Source organism: Novosphingobium lentum NBRC 107847, from assembly GCF_001590965.1.
GTDB lineage: Bacteria > Pseudomonadota > Alphaproteobacteria > Sphingomonadales > Sphingomonadaceae > Novosphingobium > Novosphingobium lentum.
In genome coordinates, this window is the sequence record NZ_BCTW01000005.1 from 184,238 (window position 1) to 208,634 (window position 24,397).

Annotated in this window: 17 protein-coding genes and 1 riboswitch; of the genes, 13 read left to right on the plus strand and 4 right to left on the minus strand. The window is 66.8% G+C overall.

Annotated elements, in window-relative coordinates; all coding sequences use genetic code 11:
* Positions 1–3: 3 nt before the first annotated feature.
* The 3 genes from truB to pnp all read left to right on the plus strand — a co-directional run bounded on the left by truB (position 4) and on the right by pnp (position 3,741).
* Positions 4–972 (plus strand): tRNA pseudouridine(55) synthase TruB, encoded by a 969-nt coding sequence (gene truB / locus NL2_RS06120; RefSeq protein WP_068072967.1) that lies wholly within the window; start codon positions 4–6, stop codon positions 970–972.
* Between the two features lie 4 nt (positions 973–976).
* Positions 977–1,246 (plus strand): 30S ribosomal protein S15, encoded by a 270-nt coding sequence (gene rpsO, locus NL2_RS06125; RefSeq protein WP_068072969.1) that lies wholly within the window; start codon positions 977–979, stop codon positions 1,244–1,246.
* 179 nt (positions 1,247–1,425) lie between these two features.
* Positions 1,426–3,741, plus strand: a complete 2,316-nt coding sequence (gene pnp, locus NL2_RS06130) for a polyribonucleotide nucleotidyltransferase (RefSeq protein ID WP_068072971.1) — start codon at positions 1,426–1,428, stop codon at positions 3,739–3,741.
* Between the two features lie 187 nt (positions 3,742–3,928).
* On the opposite strand, the gene NL2_RS06135 is transcribed toward pnp, so the two are convergent.
* The gene (locus tag NL2_RS06135; RefSeq protein ID WP_245647589.1) at positions 3,929–5,107 is read right to left on the minus strand and encodes a GGDEF domain-containing protein; all 1,179 of its coding nucleotides are present in this window, start codon (positions 5,105–5,107) and stop codon (positions 3,929–3,931) included.
* A gap of 44 nt (positions 5,108–5,151) precedes the next feature.
* The gene (locus NL2_RS06140) at positions 5,152–6,408 is read right to left on the minus strand and encodes an acetyl-CoA hydrolase/transferase family protein (protein WP_084355921.1); all 1,257 of its coding nucleotides are present in this window, start codon (positions 6,406–6,408) and stop codon (positions 5,152–5,154) included.
* A 116-nt stretch (positions 6,409–6,524) separates the two neighbouring features.
* Between NL2_RS06140 and NL2_RS06145 the strand changes: the two genes are divergently transcribed.
* From NL2_RS06145 to NL2_RS06170, 6 genes are all read left to right on the plus strand, one after another.
* Positions 6,525–7,775 carry a CaiB/BaiF CoA transferase family protein gene (locus NL2_RS06145; RefSeq protein ID WP_068072975.1) on the plus strand — a complete coding sequence of 417 codons (1,251 nt, stop codon included), beginning with the start codon at positions 6,525–6,527 and terminating at the stop codon, positions 7,773–7,775.
* A gap of 91 nt (positions 7,776–7,866) precedes the next feature.
* On the plus strand, positions 7,867–9,234 hold the full coding sequence (locus NL2_RS06150; RefSeq protein ID WP_439646883.1) for an MFS transporter: 1,368 nt from the start codon (positions 7,867–7,869) through the stop codon (positions 9,232–9,234).
* A 53-nt stretch (positions 9,235–9,287) separates the two neighbouring features.
* On the plus strand, positions 9,288–11,354 hold the full coding sequence (locus tag NL2_RS06155) for an alpha-galactosidase (RefSeq protein ID WP_245647590.1): 2,067 nt from the start codon (positions 9,288–9,290) through the stop codon (positions 11,352–11,354).
* The gene (locus NL2_RS06160) at positions 11,351–12,361 is read left to right on the plus strand and encodes a UDP-glucose--hexose-1-phosphate uridylyltransferase (protein WP_068072980.1); all 1,011 of its coding nucleotides are present in this window, start codon (positions 11,351–11,353) and stop codon (positions 12,359–12,361) included. Before NL2_RS06155 ends, NL2_RS06160 begins: the two co-directional genes overlap by 4 nt.
* Positions 12,358–13,512 (plus strand): galactokinase, encoded by a 1,155-nt coding sequence (galK, locus tag NL2_RS06165; RefSeq protein ID WP_068072982.1) that lies wholly within the window; start codon positions 12,358–12,360, stop codon positions 13,510–13,512. Before NL2_RS06160 ends, galK begins: the two co-directional genes overlap by 4 nt.
* Positions 13,502–14,653 (plus strand): glycoside hydrolase family 68 protein, encoded by a 1,152-nt coding sequence (locus NL2_RS06170; RefSeq protein WP_084355922.1) that lies wholly within the window; start codon positions 13,502–13,504, stop codon positions 14,651–14,653. The genes galK and NL2_RS06170 overlap by 11 nt, the downstream gene beginning before the upstream one ends.
* A 35-nt stretch (positions 14,654–14,688) precedes the next feature.
* Here NL2_RS06170 and NL2_RS06175 read toward each other — a convergent pair whose 3' ends face one another.
* Positions 14,689–15,735, minus strand: coding sequence for a LacI family DNA-binding transcriptional regulator (locus NL2_RS06175; protein WP_157083055.1), 1,047 nt, complete (start codon positions 15,733–15,735; stop codon positions 14,689–14,691).
* Positions 15,736–16,124: 389 nt separating this feature from the next.
* On the opposite strand from NL2_RS06175, the gene NL2_RS06180 reads away from it, so the two are divergent.
* The 3 genes from NL2_RS06180 (at position 16,125) to NL2_RS06190 (ending at position 21,750) form a co-directional block, all read left to right on the plus strand.
* Positions 16,125–18,677 (plus strand): TonB-dependent receptor, encoded by a 2,553-nt coding sequence (locus NL2_RS06180; protein WP_068073105.1) that lies wholly within the window; start codon positions 16,125–16,127, stop codon positions 18,675–18,677.
* 113 nt (positions 18,678–18,790) lie between these two features.
* Complete coding sequence (locus tag NL2_RS06185; protein WP_245647591.1) at positions 18,791–20,326, plus strand: tryptophan halogenase family protein; 1,536 nt, start codon at positions 18,791–18,793, stop codon at positions 20,324–20,326.
* Between the two features lie 5 nt (positions 20,327–20,331).
* Positions 20,332–21,750: a putative 2OG-Fe(II) oxygenase gene (locus tag NL2_RS06190; protein ID WP_068072986.1), complete on the plus strand. Its 1,419-nt coding sequence runs from the start codon at positions 20,332–20,334 to the stop codon at positions 21,748–21,750.
* Between the two features lie 113 nt (positions 21,751–21,863).
* Here the strand turns inward: NL2_RS06190 and NL2_RS06195 are convergent, their stop codons facing one another.
* Complete coding sequence (locus NL2_RS06195; RefSeq protein ID WP_157083056.1) at positions 21,864–22,229, minus strand: hypothetical protein; 366 nt, start codon at positions 22,227–22,229, stop codon at positions 21,864–21,866.
* Between the two features lie 162 nt (positions 22,230–22,391).
* Positions 22,392–22,497, plus strand: a riboswitch (TPP riboswitch).
* A 38-nt stretch (positions 22,498–22,535) separates the two neighbouring features.
* On the opposite strand from NL2_RS06195, the gene thiC reads away from it, so the two are divergent.
* Positions 22,536–24,395: a phosphomethylpyrimidine synthase ThiC gene (thiC, locus tag NL2_RS06200; RefSeq protein WP_068072990.1), complete on the plus strand. Its 1,860-nt coding sequence runs from the start codon at positions 22,536–22,538 to the stop codon at positions 24,393–24,395.
* The last annotated feature ends 2 nt before the right edge of the window (positions 24,396–24,397 follow it).

The window sequence follows — 24,397 nt, forward strand, 5'->3', positions numbered from 1 at the left end:
GCGATGCCCGTCCTCGGCCCCAGCGGCTGGATCATCCTCGACAAGCCCGTGGGACTGGGCTCGACGCAGGCCGTCGGCGCGGTCAAGCGCAACTTGCGCGAGGCGGGGTTGGGCAAGGTCAAGGTCGGCCACGGCGGCACGCTCGATCCGCTGGCCAGCGGGATCCTGCCGATTGCGCTGGGCGAGGCGACCAAGCTGTGCGGGCAGATGCTCGACGCCAGCAAGGCATACGCGTTCACCGTCACCTTCGGCACGCAGACGGATTCGCTCGATCTGGAAGGCAAAGTGATCGCGACGAGCGACCATCGCCCGACCATGGCGGAACTGGAGGCGGTGCTGCCGCGCTTCACCGGGCCGATTGAACAAGTGCCGCCTGCGTTCTCCGCGCTGATGGTCGACGGCCAGCGTGCCTATGATCTCGCGCGCAAGGGTGAGGTGGTGGAACTGAAGTCGCGGCAGGTTGCCATCCACTCCCTGGCCCACGTTCGTGTCGAGCGAAGTCGAGGCACGTCACGCGAAGGTGTCTCGACTTCGCTCGACACGAACGGGTCAAGGAATTCCGCCACGCTTCTCGCAAATGTCTCAAAGGGCACCTATATCAGAAGCCTGGCGCGGGACATCGCGCTGGCGCTCGGCACGGTCGGCCATGTCACCATGTTGCGCCGGTTGCGGGCCGGTCCGTTCGGGCTCGACCGGGCGATTTCACTGGACAATCTCAACGCGGTCGGCCAAGGGGCGCCGCTTGAGAGCATACTCTTGCCGCTTGAGGCAGGGCTGGTCGACATCCCGGCTCTTGATCTCGACCCGGAACAGGCAAGGGCGGTCCGACAGGGCCGCGTTCTGACCGGGTTGCCCCATTCCGACGGGCTTTACTGGGTGCGTTCCGGCGTTGTGCCGGTCGCGTTGGTAACGCTTTCAGGCGGTAGCCTGACCGTCAACCGGGGCTTCAACCTTCCCGATGTCGCGGAGTAATATCATGTCTATCAGTGCCGATCAGAAGCAGGAAATCATCGCCGACAATGCCCAGGGCAAAGGCGATACCGGTTCGCCGGAAGTTCAGGTGGCGATCATCACCACGCGCATCAACAACCTGACCGCGCACTTCAAGGATCACAAGAAAGACAACCATTCGCGCCGGGGCCTGCTGATGATGGTCAACAAGCGCCGTTCGCTGCTCGACTACCTGAAAAAGCGGGATGTCGACCGGTACAACGCGCTGATCGGCAAGCTTGGCCTTCGCAAGTAAGTTTACGCGGGATGCGGCCCTTGATCGGGCCGTTTCTTGCATCTGGCCCCTGCACGCAATGAGGCGGCGGGGCTAGCGAGGGGGGCGCACAGACGCGTCTCGACCGGTCCGGGACGGAACCCCCGGAACAAGAGGCCCCGCGCCGCAATCGGGCCGCGCGGGTTCACAAGGAAAACTGAATGTTCGACGTAAAAACCGTATCGCTGGAATGGGGCGGAAAGACCCTCACTCTGGAAACCGGGCGCATTGCCCGTCAGGCCGATGGCGCCGTTCTGGCGACCTATGGCGAAACCGTGGTGCTTTGCGCCGTGACCGCCGCCAAGTCGGTCAAGGAAGGGCAGGATTTCTTCCCGCTCACCGTCCACTACCAGGAAAAGTTCTTCGCCGCCGGTCGCATCCCGGGTGGCTTCTTCAAGCGTGAACGCGGCGCGACCGAGAAGGAAACGCTGGTTTCCCGCCTCATCGACCGTCCCGTGCGTCCGCTGTTCCCCGAAGGGTTCTACAACGAGATCAACGTGATCGCGCAAGTCCTGTCGTATGATGGCGAGACCGAGCCAGACGTTCTGGCGCTGATCGCCGCATCGGCTGCGCTGACCATCTCGGGTCTGCCGTTCATGGGCCCGATCGGCGCCGCGCGCGTCGGTTATGTCGATGGCGCATACACGCTCAACCCCAAGCAGGACGAAGCCGCCGCCGGCGCGCTCGATCTGGTTGTGGCCGCCACCGGCAACGCCGTGATGATGGTCGAATCCGAAGCCAAGGAGCTTTCGGAGGAGATCATGCTCGGCGCGGTGATGTTCGCGCATGACGAGATCAAGAAGGTCGTCAACGCGATCATCGACCTGGCCGAAAAGGCCGCCAAGGATCCGTGGGACGTTGCCGTTACCGACAACACCGCGATCAAGAGCAAGCTCAAGGACCTGATCGGCAAGGACATTGCCGCAGCCTACAAGCTGACCGACAAGTCGGAACGCTCGAACGCGCTGAACGCCGCACGCGGCAAGGCCAAGGAAGCCTTTGCGGGCGAAGACGGTCAGAACCAGATGGCGGCCGGCAAGGTTGTCAAGAAGCTGGAAGCCGAAATCGTTCGCGGCGCCATCCTCAAGGACGGCGAACGCATCGACGGACGTCGCGTCGATCAGGTTCGCCCGATCGAGGCGATCGTCGGCTTCCTGCCGCGCACGCACGGTTCCTCGCTGTTCACGCGCGGTGAAACGCAGTCGATCTGCACCACCACGCTGGGCACCAAGGAAAGCGAGCAGATGATCGACGGGCTGGAAGGCCTGTCGTATTCCAACTTCATGCTGCACTACAACTTCCCGCCCTACTCGGTCGGTGAAGTCGGCCGGTTCGGCGCTCCGTCGCGTCGCGACACGGGCCATGGCAAGCTGGCATGGCGCGCGCTGCGCGCGGTGCTGCCGACCAAGGAAGAGTTCCCTTATACGATCCGCGTGGTGTCCGACATCACCGAGTCCAACGGGTCGTCCTCGATGGCCACTGTCTGCGGCGGCGCGCTGTCGATGATGGATGCCGGCGTGCCGATCAAGCGCCCGGTCTCGGGCATCGCGATGGGCCTGATCCTGGAAGGTGACGAGTTCACCGTGCTCAGCGACATCCTGGGCGACGAGGATCACCTCGGCGACATGGACTTCAAGGTGGCCGGCACGTCCGAAGGCATCACCACGATGCAGATGGACATCAAGGTCGCAGGGATCACCAAGGAGATCTTCTCGGCCGCGCTCAACCAGGCGAAAGCCGGTCGTGCGCACATCCTGGGCGAGATGACCAAGGCGCTCGGCACCTCGCGTACCGAACTTTCGGCGCACGCTCCGCGTATCGAGACGCTGCAGATCGACAAGTCGAAGATCCGCGAAGTCATCGGCACCGGCGGCAAGGTCATCCGCGAGATCGTGGCGGAAACCGGCGCCAAGGTCGACATCGACGACGAAGGCCTGATCAAGATCAGCTCGTCCGACCTGTCGCAGATCGAGGCCGCGCGCGCCTGGATCCTCGGCATCGTCGAGGAAGCCGAAGTCGGCAAGGTCTATGACGGCAAGGTCGTGAACATCGTCGATTTCGGCGCGTTCGTGAACTTCATGGGTGGCAAGGACGGCCTCGTCCACGTCTCCGAGATGCGCAACGAGCGGGTCGAAAAGCCCACCGACGTCGTGTCCGAAGGCCAGGCCGTGAAGGTCAAGGTCCTCGAGATCGACCCGCGCGGCAAGGTTCGCCTGTCGATGCGCGTCGTCGACCAGGAAACCGGCGCCGAGCTGGAAGACACGCGCCCGCCGCGTGAGGGCCGCGAACCGCGCGGTGACCGTCCCGATCGTGGCGGCGACCGTGGCGATCGCCGTGGTCCCCGCAATGATCGCGGCCCGCGCCGTGACGGTGGCGGCGATCGCGGCCCGCGTCGCGAAGGTGGCGATCGTGGACCCCGCAGCGAAGGCGGCGGCAACCCCGATCACATGCCGGCATTCCTGAAGTCCGACGACTAAGTCACCGGACCAACAGGCTGGAATACGGGAAAGGGCTGCGAGCGATCGCGGCCCTTTTTCGTTGGGGAAGCGCAGCGATTTGCCTCGTCCCGGGTTCGACCAGGACCGCTGGTCGGAAAGCGCCCGATGGCCTGCGGTCCCGGATCAAGTCCGGGACGATGTACGATTCGCTTGCAAAGGTCCCCGATCAAGCCTGCGACGACGCAACCCCTGCCGCATCGGCCCTGACGATCCGGTTGCGGCCTTGCGCCTTGGCGCGCAGCAGGGCGTCGTCGGCGGCTTTGAGCGCCTCGCGCTTGTCGGAATAGGACAGCACTTCCGCCAGTCCGGCCGAAAAGGTGATCTGCCCGAACGGTGAGTCGTTGGCGCGGTTGACCAGACGGCGGTTGGCGATGTCTTCGCGCGCGCCTTCGAGCCGTTCGAACGCATCGCCGATCGACGTTGCGCGGAACAGCACCGCGAATTCCTCGCCGCCATGGCGCGCGACGTGGCATTGGTCGCCCGATATGCGCGCCAGCATTTCGGCGACGGCCTTCAGCACGCGGTCGCCCGCCGGGTGGCCGTGGGTGTCGTTGATCAGTTTGAACCGGTCGACGTCGCAGAACGCGACGCACAGCGGTTCGTTGGCGGCGCGCGCATCGCGGTACTGCTCGTCGAGCAGCTTGTCGAAGGCGCGGCGGTTGGGCAGGCCGGTGAGATGGTCGTGATCGGCCATGCGGCGCGCTTCGGTAAGGTTCTTCTGCAGCGTCTGCGCGCGCTTTTCGCTGCGCGCCAGTTCGCCTTCGATCGACCGGGTGCGGTCGAGCATCGCGCGCGCCAGCGTCGCCAGTTCGGTGATGACGGTGCCGGCCTTGCTCACTTGCTCCAGGTCATCGACATGCTGGCTCAGCGCGCTGTTGTAGTCGAGCGTGGCGCTGCGCGCGGTGGTCGCGGTCTTGCCGAATTCCTCGATGCTGTCCTCCAGCCGCGCCATCAGCGCGGTCAGCCGCTCCGCCTCGCGGTTGTGCCCGGCTTCGCGGGCGGCATGTTCGAGCCAGGCGATGGTCACCGGCAGACCTTTTGTGGCGCGCTCCTCGATCAGGCGCATCAGGCGCGGGCACTCGCCGGTCAGGCAATCGTGCGCGACGGTCAGGGTGTAGGCGGTGGTTTCGAGATCGTGCTGCGCCAGGAACGCACCGATCGCGCCGATCAGGCGGTCAGGGGCAACGCCGAGCGGGACAGAGCCGCTGCCGGATGAGCCGTCGGCAACATCGTCACCGGGCGGCGCTTCGTCCGCATTGGCGGAGCGCCCGAACCAGGGCCAGAAGCCGTTGCGGCGGCGCGAAAGCATGGGATCGTGGACAGTCATGCCTGTCAGAACGACCATGGTCGCCAGATCTTAACCATGAAATCGCGTTTCTGGCACTAAGGCTAGATCGTGCTGGCCACCTCTTGCCACGCCTGCGCCAGCGCGTCGCGATGCGCGGGATCGGCAATCGCGATCAGCGCGGCGGCACGCTGGTGGTGGTCCTTGAACCGCAAGTCGGCGGCGCCGTGTTCGGTGATGATCACATCGACATCGAACCGGCTGAGCGACACCGGGCCGTACCCCGCGCCGGGGCCGACGATACGGCTGTGCGCGCCCGCCGCCGCTGGCAGCGCGATGATCCGCAGCCCGCCGGGCGAGACGCGGGCGCCGCGCGCATAATCGCTCGCGCCGCCGGGACCGGACTGGAACCCGCGCGACGAAGCTTCGGCGTGGACTTGCCCGTACAGGTCGACTTCCATGGCGGAATTGATCGTCACCAGCCGCTCGATCCCGGCCAGCACCGCAGCGCCGTGGGTGACCGACACCGGACGGAAATCGAAGCACGGCGCATCGAGCGCGGCGTACAGCGCCGGGCTGCCGATCGCGGTGCCGATCACCGCGCTGCGCCCGTCGGCCAGCGTGCCGGCCGCGATCAGGTCGAGCACGCCATCGCCGATCAGCCCGGTGTGGAGCCGCAAGCTGCGATGCCCGGTCAGCGCGCGCAGCACCGCGTCGGGCAGCTTGCCCAGCCCGGTCTGCAGCGTTGCGCCGTCGGGTACGAAAGCCGCCACGTGCGCGGCGATGCTCACGGTCGCCGCGTCGGGTTCGCCCCCCCCCGCCATTCCGCGCAAGGGCTGCTCGCCTTCGAGCCAGCCGGTCAGCTCGGCCAGCGGGATGCCGGGGTCGCCGGGGGTGCGGGGCATAGCGGGGTTGATGTGAGCGACGCGCACTGGAATGTCGCGCCACAGTTCGGCGATGAACGCCACTTCGGTGCCGAAACTGCACAGGCCCTCGGCATCGGGCGGCGAACACATCAGCAGCGCGGCCGATGGCGGGTTGGCGCGGTAGAAGCGCAGCACATCCTGATAGCACAGCGGCAGGAACCGCGTGCGATCCGCCCGTTTGCGCAAGTCGGGGGTCTGGAAAAACGTGGTGACGCGTGATTGCGGTCCGTTGTCCCACGCCACGGTGTTGAGCCCCGGGATGAACACGCCCGAAAAGTCCATCGCGCCCAGCGCTGCGCCCGCCGCCGCCACTTCGGCGCCCAGCAGGTCGGATTCGGCCGAAGTGGAGGACACCAGCGTCAGCCCGCCGGCGGGAACCACCGATGCCAGATCGCCGGGCTGCAAGGCCCTGGGCGCAGGTTGCCGCGCTGCCATCGTATTCTCCCGGTGCTTTGGCCGCTCTGTTGGTGAACCTGTTTACAAATCGCGCGCGCATGGTCAAGCCGCATCGCCGGTTGCAAGCAGCGCGCGGTGCAGCCTAGGCAGGGCGGATGGACGCACTCCCCCACACTTCTCCGCGCGCGCTCGAAGGCGTGAAAGTGCTCGATCTCTCGCGCGTGCTGGCGGGCCCGTGGTCGACGCAAGTGCTCGCCGATTTCGGCGCCGACGTGATCAAGGTCGAACGGCCCGGCAAAGGCGACGACACCCGCGCCTGGGGACCGCCGTTCCTCCAGCGCGCCGACGGCACCGACGATCCGCAGGAGAGCGCGTATTACCTGTGCGCCAACCGCAACAAGCGCTCGATCGCGATCGACATCGCCAGCAAGGACGGCGCGGACCTGGTCCGCAAGCTGGCGGCGAAGGCCGATGTGCTGGTGGAGAATTTCAAGGTCGGCGGACTGGCGGCCTACGGCCTCGACTATGCCGCGATCGCCGCGATCAACCCGCGCCTGGTCTATTGTTCGATCACCGGGTTCGGGCAGGACGGCCCTTATGCCACGCGCGGCGGTTATGACTTCGTCGCGCAAGGCATGGGCGGGTTCATGTCGGTGACGGGCGAGGAGCACGGCGGGCCGTTGCGCGCGGGTGTGGCGATGGCCGACTTGTCCACCGGGCTGTACGCCACGATCAGCATCCTGGCCGCGCTGCGCCACGCCGAACGCACCGGGCAGGGCCAGCAGATCGACATCTCGCTGCTCGACACGCAGATCACGATGCTGGCCAACCAGGCGTCGAACTGGCTGGTCGCGGGGATCAATCCCGGGCGGATGGGCAACCGCCATCCCACCGTGGTGCCGTACAAGACCTATGACGTGGCCGATGGGGTGATGATCATCGCGGTGGGCAACGACGGCCAGTACCGTGCCTTGTGCCGCGAACTGGGCATGGCGGAACTGGGCATGGACCCGCGCTTTGCCACTGCCGCGGCGCGACAGGTCAACCGCGACGCGATCGAGCAGGCGATCCAGGACCGCGTGCGCAATCTCGACAGCCGCACGCTGATCGACCGGCTTGTCGCCTGCGGGGTGCCGGCGGGACCGGTCAACACCGTCAGGGACATTTTCGAGGATCCGTTCGTGGAAGCGCGTCACACCGTCCACACCTTCACCCGCGACGATGGCGTGGAGATCCCGACGGTCGCCTATCCCGGCAAGCTGTCGGCCACGCCCGCCGACTACCGCTTGCGCCCGCCGCAGATCGGCGAGCAGAGCCGCGAAGTGCTGGGCGACTGGCTGGCCATGGACGACGCCGATTTCGACTTGCTCGAACGGGCGAACGCAGTCGTGCAAAGCGGCGAGTGACCCTGTTGCAATCGATTGTTGTACTTCGTTCGCGTTGATGGCATGGTAGCTACAACGCGCCGCTTGCCGAAGCGCGACGGGAGAGAGTCTGATGCAACCTGCCCAGAGACAAGCCCCGTTTGCATCGCCGGCCCGGCCGCGCCTGTCGCTACCGCGCATTCTCGAGATGAACCTGGGGTTCCTGGGCCTGCAGTTCAGTTTCGGGCTGCAGCAAGGCAACATGGGGCCGATCTACAGCTACCTCGGCGCCGATGAATCGCAGCTGCCGATCCTGAGCCTGGCCGGGCCGCTGACCGGGCTGATCATCCAGCCGCTGATCGGCGCGATGAGCGACAAGACCGCCGGCCGGTGGGGCCGACGTACCCCTTACTTCCTGTTCGGTGCCGTTCTGTGCTGCCTGGGTCTGTTCTTCATGCCGCTGTCGGGATCGATCCTGATGGCGGTGTCGCTGCTGTGGGTGCTCGATGCGGGCAACAACATCACGATGGAACCGTACCGCGCCTACGTCTCCGACCGGCTCAACCCCGATCAGCGGCAGGCGGGGTTCCTGACGCAAAGCGCGTTCACCGGGCTGGCGCAGATGCTGGCGTTCCTCACCCCGTCGATCCTTGTCGGCTTCGGCATGAATCAGGACTGGGTAGATGCGCACCACATTCCGTACACCGCGCGGGTGGTTTTCATGTTCGGTGCGGTGCTGTCGTTGTCGACGATCCTGTGGTCGATCCTGCGCGTGCCCGAACTGCCCCTGACCGCGACCGAACGCGCACATATCGAAGCGCAGCCCAAGGGCGCGATCGCGACGGTGACAGAGGTGTTCAGCGCGATCCGGGACATGCCCGTGGCGATGCGCAAGCTGGGGCTGATGAGCCTGTTCCAGTGGTTCGGCATGTCGGGATACTGGGCTTACGTGATCTACGCGATCGGGCGCAGCGTGTACCACACAGCGGATGCGACCAGTTCGGCGTTCCACACCGCCGTGCTCACCAACGGCGAAGTCGCCGCGTTCTACAACGCGATCGCGTTCGTCGCGGCTTTTGCCATGGTGCCGCTGGTCAAGCGCATGGGGCCGGGGCCGCTCCACGCGGCATGCCTGGCCTGCGGCGGCGTGGGCATGCTGGTGATGCCGCACATGACTGACAAGGCGATGCTGTTCGTGCCCGCGGTCGGCATCGGGCTGGCCTGGGGCAGCATCATGGGCAATCCTTATGCGATCCTCAGCAACGCGATCCCGGCAGAGCGCACCGGCGTCTACATGGGTATCTTCAACATGATGATCGTGATCCCGATGCTGCTGTTCGCCGCGATCATCACCCCCACCTACAAGACGTTGTTTGCAGGCGACCCGCGCAACATCCTGACACTGTGCGGCGGGTGCATGATCCTGGCGGCGGCATCGGTGATGTGGGTGCGCGAGGGCCGTGTCGGCGCGATGGCGCTGGCCGAGCCGCTTGCCGCGTGATGCCCGCCTGAGCTGTGCCCACCGTCGCGCTGCATTCCGCCGAGGCCAGCCTCGTGATCGAACCGCGCCCCGATGCGCCGCCCGCGTGGCGGCATTTGGGGCTGCGGGTCGATGCGTGTGGCATAGCCGGCGTGGCGCAAGTACGCGGCCCGGCCTCGTTTTCGCTCGATCGCGACGTGGCGCTGTCCACCGCGCCATGCGGCGGGCTCGGCTGGTTCGGGCCGGAATTGCTGCGCGCCCGGCGCGGCGGTGCGCGGCAGGTGGCGGTGTTCGACCGGGCCGACGTTGACGCCACCGCCACCGCGATCACCATCCGGCTGGCGGACGCGGCGGGCGGCGTGGCGCTGGAACAGCACATCGCGCTGGGCGAGGGCGGGTGCTTCACCTTCAGTGCGCGACTGACCAACGCCGGCACCACCCCGCTGGAGCTCGACTGGCTGGCCAGCGTGCTGTTGCCGCTGCCGGGATCGAGCGCCGGGCTGGTGTCGTGGCGCGGCCGCCACAATGCCGAACTGGTCGAGGTGCGCGAGCCGATGCCGCAGCAGGCGTGGCGGCGCGAGAGCCGGCGCGGGTTGACCGGGCATGGCGGCCCGCCGGGCGTGTTCGTGCTGGACGAGGGCGCGACACGCCACGCCGGGCTGGTCCACGCGCTGCAACTGGCGTGGTCGGGCGATGCCGCGCTGGCGGTAGAGCGCGACGACGAGGGGTTGTGGACGCTGGCGGCGGGTGCGGTGTTGCAGCCGGGCGAAGTCGTGCTGCAGCCAGGCGAGGCGTGGACTGCGCCGCCCGCGCTGGTCGCGGTATCGGGGCATGGGCGCAACGGCGCGTCCGCGCAATTCCACGCCGCGCTGCGCCGGATCGTGTGCTGGCCCGACGGCACGATGCGCCCGCGCCCGGTGCATCTCAACAGTTGGGAAGCCTGCTATTTCGACCACGACGCCCCGCGCATCGCCGCACTGGCCGATGCGGCGGCGGCGATCGGGATCGAACGCTTGGTGCTCGACGACGGGTGGTTTCGCGGCCGCAACGACGACACCGCCGGGCTGGGCGACTGGACTGCCGATCCGACCAAGTATCCCGCAGGGCTGGGCCCGCTGGCGCGTCACATCACCGCGCTGGGCATGGAATTTGGGCTGTGGGTCGAACCAGAGATGGTCAACCCCGACAGCGATTTGTACCGCGCGCACCCTGACTGGGCGCTGGCGCTGGACGGGCGCCCGCGCCCGACCGCGCGCAACCAGCTGGTGCTCGATCTGTCGCGCGAGGACGTGCGCGATTATCTGTTCGCCGCGCTCGATGCGCTGCTGCATGATTTGCCGATCGCCTACCTCAAGTGGGACCACAACCGCGATCTCGCGCCTGCGGGCGGAGCGCGGCAGGTCGAGGGCGCTTATGCGCTGTTCGCCCGCCTGCGCGCCGCGCATCCGGCAGTGGAGATAGAGGCTTGCGCGGGCGGGGGCGGGCGCAGTGACGCCGGGATCGCCGCATACGTCCACCGCTTCTGGACCAGCGACAACATCGATGCCGCCAGCCGCGTCGAGATCCAGCGCGGGTTCATCGCGTTCCTGCCGCCTGAAATGATGGGCGCGCATGTCGGCGCCAGTCCCGCGCATGCCACCGGCCGCGGCCAGTCGATGGCGTTCCGCGCGGCGGTGGCGCTACCCGGCCATTTCGGGGTCGAACTCGATCCGCGCGCCATGCCCGAGGCGGATCGGGCCGAGCTGGCTGACTGGATCGCGTTCTACAAGGCTTGGCGCCATGTGCTGCACCCCGGCGAGGTCTGGCTGGGTGAGGGCGCCGACGGGCTGGTGTGGCAGGCACAGGGCGGGCGTGACGATTTCCTGCTGTTCGCGATCCGCACCGCGCCGCCGCTCGATCGCCGGCCGCAGCCGCTGACCTTGCCGTTCCTCGCGGGTGCCGGGCCGTGCCACGTGCAATTGCTGCGTATCGCCGGGGGTGAGGGCGGACACGCCGCCACCCACGCGCCCATCGTCGGGACGATGACCGATGCGCCGCTGGTGTACGATGGGTCGTGGCTGGCGCATGCGGGCTTGCCGTTGCCCTCGCTCAAGGCTGAAAGTGTGGCGATCTATCGCATCACCACCTGGGGCCACGCATGAACGACCTGCCGCATCGCCGCCGTAACCTGCTCACCGGCGAATGGCTGCTGGTCTCGCCGCACCGCGCCAAGCGGCCGTGGCAGGGTGAGACCGCGCCGCCGCTCGCGCCCGAACGGGTTGCGCATGATCCCGGCTGCCACCTCTGCCCCGGCAATCTGCGTGCAACCGGGCAGGCCAATCCCGATTATCCGGGCACATACGTGTTCGATAACGATTTTGCCGCGCTGCTGCCCGATGCCGATCCGGCCGAACCGCATTCCGTGTTCGAGAGCGCGCCGGCGCGGGGCGAAGCGCGGGTGATCTGCTTCGCGGCCAATCACGGGCAGACGCTGGCGCGGCTCGATCCCGCCGCCATGGCGCGGGTGATCGATACGTGGTGCGCGCAGTCGGCGGAGCTTGGCGCGAAGTGGGCGCACGTCCAGCTGTTCGAGAACAAGGGGGCGATGATGGGCGCCTCCAGCCCGCACCCGCACGGGCAGGTCTGGGCGAGCGATTTCGTGCCCGAACTGGTCGCGAAGGAGGATGCCCGCCAGCGTGACTGGCTGGCCGAGCGCGGCACGGTGCTGCTCGACGATGTCGTCGCGGCCGAACTGGCCGACGGTTCGCGCGTGATCGAGGCCAGTGATCACTGGCTGGCGGTGGTGCCGCACTGGGCGGGGTGGCCGTTCGAGGTGCTGCTGGTCGCGCGCGGCGGCGTGGCGCGGCTGGAGGATATGGACGGGCCCGCCCGATACTCGCTGCCCCTGATCCTGTCGCGCCTGTTGCGGCGCTACGACGGGCTGTTCGACACCGATTTTCCGTATTCGATGGGCTGGCACGGCGCGCCGCATGGGCTGGGCGGGGATACCGCGCACTGGCGGCTCCACGCGCATTTCCTGCCGCCGCTGCTGCGCTCGGCCACGGTGCGCAAGCACATGGTCGGGTTCGAGCTGCTGGCCGAGACGCAGCGCGATCTCACGCCCGAGGCCGCCGCACAGCGCCTGCGCGCGGTGGACGTCGCGCCATGACGCCGCAGGACCGCGCCGCCGCCGGCTTTGCCGCGCATTTCGGCGCTGCGCCCGATGGCGTGGTGTTCGCGCCGGGACGCGTCAACCTGATCGGCGAGCATGTCGACTACAACGGCGGGCTGGTGCTGCCGATGCCGATCGCGGTGGGCACGGCGATCGCGTGGCGCGCGCGTGCCGACAGCCGGGTCGCCGCCGTGGCGCTCGATTACGGCAATGCGACCGACGACTTCCTGCTGGCGGACCCGGCCAACGTCGATCCCTTCGACTGGCGCGGTTACTTGCGCGGCATGGCCGCGTGCATGGCTGAGCGGGGCCTGCCGCTGGTGGGTGCGGACCTCGCCGTCGCGGGATCGATCCCGCGCGGATCGGGGCTGTCCTCGTCCGCCTCGCTGTGCATCGCCACCGGCCGCGCGCTGGCGGCGGCAGCGGCGGGGCAGCCGCCGCCCGACGCACTCGAACTGTCGCTTGCCGGGCAGATGGCCGAACATCGCTATGCCGGGGTCAAGTGCGGGATCATGGACCAACTCGCGATCGCGGCGGGCGAGCCGGGCAGCGCGGTGCTGATCGATTGCCGGGCACTGACCACCGAAGTGATCCAGCTGCCGCACGAATGGGCGGTGATGATCGTGCAGTCGGGCGTGGAGCGCGGGCTGGTCGATGGGCACTACAACGCCCGCCGCGCCGATTGCGAGGCCGCTGCCGCCGCACTCGGTGTCGAAAGCTTGCGCGATGCCACGCGCGAGATGGTCGACGCCGCGCCGATCGACCTGGTCATCCGCGCCCGTGCGCGCCACGTGGTGTCAGACATCGCGCGCGCGGCCCGCGCAGTCGAAGCCATCGCCGCACATGATCTGGCCGCGCTGGGGCGGCTGTTCGCACAAAGCCACGCCTCGATGCGCGATGACTTCGAGATCACCGTACCCGCTGTCGACAGACTGGCCGCGCTGTTGGCCGATACCATTGGCGAACAGGGCGGCGCGCGCATGACCGGCGGCGGCTTCGGCGGCGCGGTGGTCGCGATCCTGCATGCCGATGCGGTCGAGCGCGTGCGCGCGACCGTGCTGGAACACTACCGAACGCCGTCAGGGGCGGCGCCCGACATCATGATCGAGCGGTTCGCCCCGTTCGGGAGACCAAAGAATGAAGCCTGATCTGCCATCCGCACCCGGCGCCGCGTCGCTCCCCACATTCGATCCCGCCGCCGTCACCCGCTGGGAGCCTGTGGCGTTCGACCGGGTGCCCGAAATCGCGCCTATCGCTGCAATCGATTCCACACCGATCCTGCCGGGGCTGGACCTGTGGGATTGCTGGCCGTTACAGCATGAGGACGGGCGGACCGTGACGCACCGCGATCGCCAGTGGTGGTTTTTCCTGTCGGCGCCGTGTTTTCCCGATCCGGTCCAGCGCCACGACGCCGCGCGCATCCGGCTGGTGTCGCGCGGCGCGGACGGCTGGCGCGATCACGGCAATGCGATGCCCGATGGGCACAGCCCCGGCAGCCGCGAGTGGGCGGGCTCTGCGGTGCTGCTCGATGACGGCATCACCGTGCTGCTGCTGTTCACCGCCGCCGGCCGCCGGGATGAGGCGCCATCATTCGAGCAGCGGCTGTTCGCGTGCCAGGGCACGCTCGGCGCGGATGGTCCGTCAGGCTGGCAGGCACCGCGCGAAATGTTCGTGGCCGATGGGTCGCGCTATGTGCTCGATCGGCAGGATTCGGGCCGGGTGGGCGAGATCAAGGGCTTTCGCGATCCGGCCTGGTTCCGCGATCCGGCGACCGGCTTGCGCCATATCCTGTTCACCGGCAGCGCCGCCTGGTCCGGCGATCCGCACAACGGCGTGATCGGCAGCGCCACGCAGGCCAACGATGGAACGTGGACGCTGGGCGATCCGCTGGTCGAGGCGATCGGCGTAAACAACGAACTTGAACGCCCCCATATCCTGCAACGCGATGGCCGTTACTACCTGTTCTGGTCGACCCAGCGGCACACTTACGGACCGGCGGCGGTGGCAGGCCCCAACGGGCTTTACGCGATGGTCGCGAATGGCCTCGACGGGCCGTGGCGTCCGGTCAACGGCAACGCGCTGGTCGCGGCCAACCCGGCGGATGAACCCACGCAAGGGTATAGCTGGTGGGTAACCGGCGAAGGCGCGGTGTGGAGCTTCGTCGATCACTGGGGGATGCAGGGGCGGTCGCTGGCCGATCACCCCGAACTGCTGCGCAGCCACTTCGGCGGCACGCCCGCGCCAGTGTTCCACCTGGAATTTGACGGCGACAGTATTCTGTTGCGCTGATCCGGGGGGCGGACCCATGCGGGCAGGCCCCCCGCTCAGGCGCTTTCGCGGATCACCAGTTCGGGCGGCATCACGGTGGAGGGCACGTCCTCGCCGGCGATGCGGCGCATCAGGCTGTCGACCATCGCCTTGGCCCCGCTGGCGATATCCTGGCGGATGGTGGTCAGTTGCGGCACGGTCTGCGTGGCCAGCGGCAAGTCATCGAAACCGGTGACCATCACCTGGCCCGGCACGGCGACACCGCGATCGTGCAGCAACCGCAAGGTCATCATCGCGATCATGTCGGACGCGGCGACGATGGCATCGATTCTGCCGCCAAGCTCATCGAGATGCGCGCTGATCTGCACGCCCATGTCGTCGCTCGACAAGTGGGTGGAGAACGACACCAGGCTGTGTCCGGGCCCCGCTGCAGCGACGGCAGCGCGGGCGCCATCCAGCCGCTGCGCGATTTCGATGGCGCCGGCATCGCCGAAAAAGGCGAGACGCTTGGCCCCTTGCGTGATGACGCGGGCCGCAGCGAGTCGACCGCCCTCGATATTGTCGGTGCCGACCGCGCAGTGGGTCTGGCCGGGGCGGTGGCTGCCCCACACCACGAGCGGGCGGAAACGTTCGGCCACTTGCTCGATCACGTCGAACTGGTCCGACTGGCCGATCATCAGCGCACCGTCGAGCATGCCCGAATCGACGATCCGGTCGAGCCATTCGTCATCGCCGGGGATGACGCGCGACAGCATCAGGTCATGGCCGCTTTCGGTCAGTTCATCGGCGAGGTAGCCGAACAGGCTCATGAAGAACGGATCGGAAATGTGTTGGCGGCGCTCGTGCCCCAGCGGAATCACCACGCCGATCACCCCGGTGCGCTGCGTGCGCAGTCGGCGCGCCATCTGGTTGGGCCGAAAGCCGTGCTCGCGCGCGATTGCCTGGATGCGCTCGCGCGTTTCGGTGTTGACCAGCGTCTTGCCAGCCAGGGCACGCGACACCGTACCGGCGGAAACGCCGGCCATCTTTGCCAGTTCCGCGATGTTGCGGATGCGGCGTTTCGGCTGGTCGCCGCCTTCCATGTCAGCTTCTACCCCACTCATATAGTTTCGCTTGTAACGCCGCACTCGATGAACACAAGCGCGCCCTCATCCAGCTACAATCGTTTGCAACAGCAGGATAAGCCGTATGCGTGACAGCCTTTTGCGTAAGAAGTCACCAGCCGCGAAATTGTTCCACACCGGTTGCGATGACCTGACCGCGTGCTGCGGCTTGCTCGTTCCAACCATCCGACCGACCCGGCGTTCGATTTCGGGGCAATCTGTCCATTGCGCAAAAGGTGGACCGTTGCCCTCCCGCCACATCCCAACGCATTCGCGCAATGGGGTATGCAATCGTTTGCATACCCCATTGCAAACGATTGTAGTCGCGCGTATCAGGCTGACACGTGATTCCTGCAGACCAAACGGGAACACCTGATATGGGAGGGATTATGACCAAAACCGCTTTGCAGACCTGTGGTTCGATCGTCGCGATGGCCGCAGCGTGCCTTGCCGTTCCCGCCATGGCGCAGGACAAGCCGGCTGACGCCACTGCCGCCGACAGCGCCGCCACCACGGCCAGCGAAAATCCGCTCGACCAGATCGTCGTCACCGCTGCGCCGGGTGATCGCACCAAGCTGCGCAGCTCGATCTCGGTGACCGGCCTCAGCCAGGACACCATCCAGAACTTCACGCCGCATTCGGAAGCCGAAGTGCTGCGCCTGATCCCGGGCATCCAGACCAGCGGCACCGCCGGCCCCGGCGGCAACGCCAACATCGGCGTGCGCGGCATCCCGGTGTCGACCGGCGGTTCCGAATATGTCCAGCTGCAGGAAGATGGCCTGCCCACCGTCCTGTTCGGCGACATCCAGTTCGGCAACAACGATTACTGGATCCGCTTCGACAACAATGTCGAGCGTGTCGAGGCCGTTCGCGGCGGTTCGGCCTCGACCTTTGCCTCGCAGGGTCCGGGCGCGGTCATCAACTACATCAGCAAGACCGGCACCACTGAGGGCGGTGAAGTCGCGCTGTCGTCGGGCATCAACTATCGCGAGCAGCGGCTCGACTTCGACTATGGCGGCCACCTCAGCGATACCATCCGCTTCCACGTCGGCGGCTTCGTCAAGGACGGCAGCGGCCCCGATCACATCCCGTTCAATGCCGAGCGCGGTTACCAGATCAAGGCCAATGTCACCAAGGAACTGCCCGACAACCGCGGCTACCTGCGCCTGAACTTCAAGCGACTGGATGATCGCGAACCCACCAATACCTCGCAGCCGTCGCTCGGCACGCAGAACGGCAACACGATCACCGGGTTCTCGAACCTCGGCAATCTCGATCCGCGCAAGTATTCCAGCGCCAACATCTACAACCAGAACTTCCAGATCCTCAACGCCAACGGCGGGTTCGAAACGGTGCCCAACGAAGGCATCCATCCCAAGGCGACCGCAGTTGGCGGCGAATTCCACTATGAATTCGGCGATCACTTCTCGGTTACCGACAGCGCGCGCTACACCACGCAGGAAGGCGCCTTCGCCAACCACTTCACCAGCGAAGGCATCACTGCCTCGGCGATCGGGCAGACGATCCCCAACGCGTTCGGTACGGCGAGCGATCCGGCCGCCGTCGGCGTGCGCACGATCGGTTCGTTCGTGTACGCGGCAGGCCCGAACCAGGGCAAAGTCTATACCTCGCCCTACTTCAGCAACAGCGCGCTGGTATATGTGCGGATGCGTGATACCGGCAGCGTGGTGAACAACTTCGTCGCCGATGCCAAGTTCGGCGATGCCTCGGGGGTCAAGGTCGATCTCAAGGCGGGCGTGTTCTACATGCGGCAGAACATTTCGATGGACTGGCGCATCAACAACTACACGCAGGCGCTGGAAGCCAACAGCCAGAACGCGCCGCTGGACATCTTCTCCGGCCCAAACGGCACGGGCACGCAGCTCGCCGCCAACGGCCTGACCGGCTACAACAACCAGTGGGGCGGATGCTGCGGCGGTCGCCAGTATGACCTGACCTATACCGACACCGCGCCGTTCGCGAACCTCGACGCGCAGTTCGGCGGGTTCGATTTCGACGCCAGCATCCGCTACGATTCGGTCAAGGCTGCGGGCGTGACTTATGCGCCGACCGCTGCGGGCACGGCCACGGTCACCGATGCGCTAGGCACTGCTACGATCCCGACGCTGCAGACCAGCACCACGGTCAACGAACGCCTGAACTACACCAAGCACTACGTGTCATGGTCGCTCGGCGCGCTGTATGCGGTCGATAACGATACCAGCGTGTTCGTCCGCGCCAGCAAGGGCGGCCGCTTCAACGCCGATCGCCTGACCTACAGCGGCAACTTCAACGCCGATGGTTCGCTTAACCAGCACGGTGATGCGGTGTCGCTCAACTTCCTCACCCAGCAGGAAGTCGGGCTGAAGCGTCGCGGTCGTCTGGGCGGGGCGAGCTACAACGTCGAGCTGACGTATTTCCGTTCGCAGCTGATGGAAAACAACTACGACTTCACGCTGCTCAGCCGCAATCCTCCGCAGAACCCGAACATCTCGAACCGCTATCACTCGTCGGGCGTGGAGTTCACCTACAACGTCAACTACGGCGGCTTCCACCTCAACGGCTTCGCCACGTACACCAACCCCAAGCTGCTCAACCTGGGCACCACGCCGCAGTCGACCCCCAAGTTCGCCTACCTCGTCTCGCCGTCGTACGACGCCGGGTTTGCGGCGATCGGTGTTTCGGTGAACGGGCAAAGCTCGATCTGGACCGACAACGCCAACACGGTGAAGCTGGGCAGTTCGGTGTTCGTCAATGGGTTCGTGTCGGTGCGGCCTTATCCGGGGGTCGAGCTGGGGCTGAACGTCAACAACCTGTTCAACCGCATCGGCTACCCTGGCGGCGCCAACGTCCAGCAACGGTTGAGCCCAACCAGCGTGATCCTCGATTCCAGCGCGGTCTATGGCCGCACCTTGCAGGGATCGGTGCGCTACCGGTTCTGACAAGCCCGAAAACGGGTCGCATCCCCATCACGGGTCGCAACAAGGACGGGTCGGGAGCTTGGCTTCCGGCCCGTCTTTTCTTTCAAGATCCTGCCCAACCCAGTAACGGTGAAATGATGGCCAGCCCCAACGCCGATCCCGACCTCAATTCCGGTCGCAGCATTCGCAGCATCCTCATCGTCGGCGGCGGCACCGCCGGGTGGATGACCGCCGCCGCGCTGGCCAAGGCGCTGCCGCACGGCTGCACCATCACACTCGTGGAATCCGAGGAGATCGGCACCGTCGGCGTGGGCGAAGCCACGATCCCGCCGATCCGCCTGTTCAACCAGACGCTGGAGATCGCCGAAGCGGATTTCCTCAAGGCGACGCAGGGCACGTTCAAGTTGGGCATCGAATTCGTCGACTGGGCCAAGCTCGGCCATCGCTATTTTCACCCGTTCGGCCCGCACGGGCGCAATTTCGATCTGGTGGCCTTGCACCATTACTGGCTGCGCGCCCGCGCCGAGGGCGAAACCGCCGCGCTCGACGATCATGCGATGGCGTGGGCGCTGGCCAAGGCGGGCAAGTTCGCACCGCCGTCGAGCGACCCGCGCAATGTCCTGTCGACGCACGAATACGCCTACCATTTCGACGCCGGGCTTTATGCGCGGTTCCTGCGCCAGTACGCCGAAGCGCGCGGCGTGATCCGCGTAGAGGGCAAAGTCGGCGATGTCCGGATGGACGGTGAAAGCGGTTTCGTCGCGGGCGTCACGCTCACCGACGGACGCACACTGGACGCCGAGCTGTTCATCGATTGCTCCGGCTTTCGCGGGTTGCTGATCGAGGGCGCGCTCCACGCCGGCTACGAGGAATGGACGCACTGGCTGCCGTGCGACCGCGCCATGGCGATGCCGTGTGCCAACGTCTCGCCGCTCACCCCCTACACGCGCAGCACCGCGCGCAGCGCCGGCTGGCAGTGGCGCATCCCGCTGCAGCACCGCATGGGCAACGGCTATGTCTATTCCAGCGCGTTCATCTCGGACGACGATGCCGCCGCCACGCTGGCGGCCAACCTCGATGGCCAGGCGCTGGGCGATCCGCGGCCGCTGCGGTTCGTGACCGGGCGGCGCAACAGTTTCTGGACCAAGAACGTGGTCGCCATCGGCCTGTCGAGCGGGTTCATGGAGCCGCTGGAATCGACCTCGATCCACTTGATCCAGGCGGGCATTTCCAAGCTGCTCGCGCTGTTCCCCGATCGCGACTTCGATCCGCTGGGGATCGAGGAATACAACCGCATCGCGGTCAACGAGTTCGAACGGATCCGCGATTTCCTGATCCTGCACTACAAGCTGACCATGCGTGACGATGCCGAACTGTGGCGCTATTGCGCAGGCATGGACATTCCCGATACGCTGCACGTCAAGATCGAGCATTTCCGCAAGTACGGCCGGCTGATCGCGCGCGATGCCGACCTGTTCGGCCCGCCAAGCTGGCTGGCGGTGCACATCGGCCAGTTCAACACCCCCGAACGCACCGATCCGGTCGCCGAATATCGCGGGGTGGACGGGCGCGAATGGCTGGGCAAGCTGCGCGCCGCGATGGCCGCCGAGGCAGCGCGCGCACCCACGCACGAACAGTTCATCGCGCAGCACTGCAAGGCGCCGGGCTGAGCGCGATGGGGGGCGGCGCGCAGCGACCCACTGACGCCGCCGGCTGGCTGGCGCGCGCGGTGACATGCCGCGAGGCACAGCGCATGGCCGAGGCGCTCGATGCGATCCGCCATGCCGCCGCGCTCGCGCCGAACGAACCCAACATCGCGCTGGGGCTGGCGCAGCTCCATTACGAAGCCGGGCTGCCCGCTGCGGAGCTGTTCGCCACGGCGGCCGGGCTGCTGCCCGGTCGGCTCGACGTGATGCGCAACGCCGCGCTCGCGCTGGCGGCGGAAGGCGATGCGGGCGGGGGCGAGCACTTGCTGGCGGCGACGCTGGTGTACAATCCCGGCTGGATCGACGGCCATCGCGCGCTGGCAGGCCTGCGCGCGACAGCCGGAGACCTCGACCATGCGCAAAGCTTTGCCGAGGCCGTGCAACGCGATCCCGGCAACGTCGCGCTGCGGCTCGGGTGGTTCCACGTGCTGGCGGTGGCCAAGGAGTGGGATGCCGCGCGCGAGGTGCTGGAGGACGCGCGCCAGAACTGCGGGGAAAGCCGCGCGCTGACGCTGTCGCAGCTGTTCGTGCAAAGCGAATCGGGCGAGGGCGCCGACGATCCGGCGTTGTTCGACGCGGTGGAGGCGATCGAAGACCCTGGGCTGGACCTGGCGCGCGTGCGCCACTTCCTGCGCGGCGGACAGGTGGAGCGCGCGGTTGCCATCGCCGCCCGCCACATCGGCAAGCCCAGCATCCGCCCGTTCTGGCCCTACCTGTCGCTGGGCTGGCGGCTGACCGGCGATCCTCGCGCGCAGTGGCTCGACGATGGCATGGAGCGTGTCGCGACGTATGACCTGGCGTTCACCGCGCCCGAACTGGCCGACCTCGCCGCGCTGCTGCGGCGGCTGCACACCGCCCGCGCGCCGTATCACGAACAATCGGTGCGCGGCGGCACGCAGACCGACCGCCCGCTGCTGCTGCGGCTCGACCCGGCCATCGCGCTGGCGCGGTCACGGATCGAGGGCGCGGTGCGACGGTACATCGATGCGTTGCCGCCGGCCGACCATGCGCATCCGCTGCTGTCATGTCCGCGCGAGGATTTCCGCTTTTCGGGCAGCTGGTCGGTGCGGCTGCGCGGGCCGGGCTATCACGCCGCGCACACGCACCCGATGGGCTGGATCAGTTCGGCGTTCTATGTCGCGCTGCCCGAACCGTCTCCTCAGGCCGAAGGCTCGGCGGGCAACTTGCGCTTCGGCACCCCGCCGCCCGAACTGGGCCTGCCGCTCGATGCGTATGGCGAAATTGCGCCCAAAGCCGGCCGTCTCGCGCTGTTCCCGTCTACGATGTGGCATGGCACCGTGCCGTGCAGCCCCGGCGAGCGGCTGACCATCGCGTTCGACGTGGTGCCCGCGCCCGCGCCAGCTGGGCAGCGAGACGGTGACCGTTAATCGAGTGCAGTGGTAATCTCCCTGCCGCGCCGTGCCTGAAAGAGGGCGAAACGGCGCGACAGGGAGGACGTTTGGGGCAGCAGCGGTCGCCCGCCAGCCCCGAACCGATCAGTTTACATCTTCGATGCGGGGTCCGGCTTCATCGCGTCGGGCTTCTTCATCATGCCGTCGGACTTCATCGCGCCGTGATGCGCCATGGCGTGATGCTTCATCGCCATGTGATGATGCTTCATCATCTTGTGGTGGTGCATCCTGGCCATGTGGTGATGGCCCTTCATCGCCATGTGATGGTGACCCATCGCCCCATGGCCCATGGCGTGGCCGCGATTCATGCAGTGGTCGGTGACGGTGGCAGAGCAGGTCGGGACGTCGGCACCGCTCGGCTCAGCCGCCATCTGCGCGAAGGCGGGCGAGGCAAGCGACAGCGCGGCACCGAAACCTGCAATGACCAGCAGACGGGTTCTCGTAGCGATCGACATAAGGGAAATCCTCTCCTGTTGCGTTGAGGAGCGCAGGGGTATGCCTCGGGCCCTGTCCATGACAGGGCCGCGACATTAAACTTCGGTAATGCCTCAAGCCTCAATAACCGCGCCCCTTGCCAACACGCGGCTGGACACTCGCCGACCCCGCGCATAATGTCGCGCCGTACCCCGGGGAGCCGCTTGGCTGAGAGGGGCGGTTAGCATCGCCCGACCCGTTGAACCTGAACCCGTTAACACGGGCGGAGGGAGGGCTCGCGGCTCGTGTCCCCGGCTTTCACTCTGCCATGAAGGAGCGCGCGCGCCATGGCCGACATCAATTCCAAGCTCGAGATCGGCGTCACCACCGGCCCGATCCGCGGCAGCCGCAAGATCCACGTCGGCCCGTTCAATGTCGCGATGCGCACGATCGATCTGGAGCCGTCGTGCGGCGAGCCTTCGCTCAACGTCTATGACACGTCCGGTCCTTACACCGATCCCGCCGTCACCATCGACATCTCGGCCGGGCTGGCCGAACTGCGCGCGTCGTGGATCCGCGATCGCGGCGATGTCGAGGAAGTGCTCCAGCGCGAAGTGCGGCCCGAAGACAATGGCCAGCTGGGTCCGGACCGGTCGGGCGGCGTCCCGCCGTTCCCCAAGGTCCGCAAGACCGTGCTGCGCGCCAAGCCGGGCATGAATGTCAGCCAGATGCATTATGCGCGGCGCGGCATCATCACGCCCGAGATGGAATACGTTGCGCTGCGCGAGAACATCGGTCGCGACGCCATCGCCAACCACATCCGCGACGGGCAGGACTGGGGTGCGAGCATCCCCGACCATGTCACGCCCGAATTCGTGCGCGACGAAGTGGCGCGCGGACGTGCGATCATCCCCAGCAACATCAACCACCCTGAGAGCGAGCCGATGGCGATCGGGCGCAACTTCCTCGTCAAGATCAACGCCAACATCGGCAACTCTGCGGTCGCGTCCGACGTGGCCAACGAAGTCGACAAGATGGTCTGGTCGATCCGCTGGGGCGCCGACACCGTCATGGACTTGTCCACCGGCCGCAACATCCACGACACGCGCGAATGGATCGTGCGCAACAGCCCTGTGCCGATCGGCACCGTGCCGATCTACCAGGCGTTGGAAAAAGTCGGCGGCGTTGCCGAAGACCTTACGTGGGAAATCTTCCGCGACACGCTGATCGAACAGGCCGAACAGGGCGTCGATTACTTCACCATCCACGCCGGCGTGCGCCTGCCGTACATTCCGATGACCGCCAAGCGCGTGACCGGGATCGTCAGCCGGGGCGGGTCGATCATGGCCAAGTGGTGCCTGTCGCATCACAAGGAATCGTTCCTCTACGAACGTTTCGACGAAATCACCGAGATCATGAAGGCGTACGACATCGCCTATTCGCTGGGCGACGGCCTGCGTCCCGGTTCCAACGCCGATGCCAACGACGAGGCGCAGTTCGCCGAACTCTACACGCTGGGCGAGCTGACCAAGCGTGCCTGGGCGCAGGACGTACAGGTGATGATCGAAGGCCCCGGCCACGTGCCGATGCACAAGATCAAGGAGAATATGGACAAGCAGCTCGCCGTCTGCGGCGAGGCGCCGTTCTACACATTGGGGCCGCTCGTCACCGATATCGCGCCGGGCTATGACCACATCACCAGCGGCATCGGCGCCGCGATGATCGGCTGGTTCGGCACCGCGATGCTCTGCTACGTCACGCCCAAGGAACACCTCGGCCTGCCCGATCGCGACGACGTGAAGGTCGGCGTTGTCACCTACAAGCTGGCCGCCCACGCCGCCGATCTGGCCAAGGGACACCCGGCGTCGAAACTGCGCGACGATGCGCTGAGCCGCGCGCGGTTCGAATTCCGCTGGCGCGACCAGTTCAACCTCAGCCTCGATCCCGACACTGCCGAGGAATTCCACGACCAGACGCTGCCCGCCGAAGGCGCCAAGACCGCGCACTTCTGCTCGATGTGCGGTCCCAAGTTCTGCAGCATGAAGATCACGCAGGAAGTGCGCGACTTTGCCGCCAAGCAGAACCAGTCGAGCGACAGCTTCCTCGCCGCCAATCCCGGGCTGGAAGCCGCCGACGCCGAAGCCGGCATGGAAGCGATGAGCGAGAAATACCGCGAAGGCGGCGATCTCTACCTGCCGGCGGAGTAAGC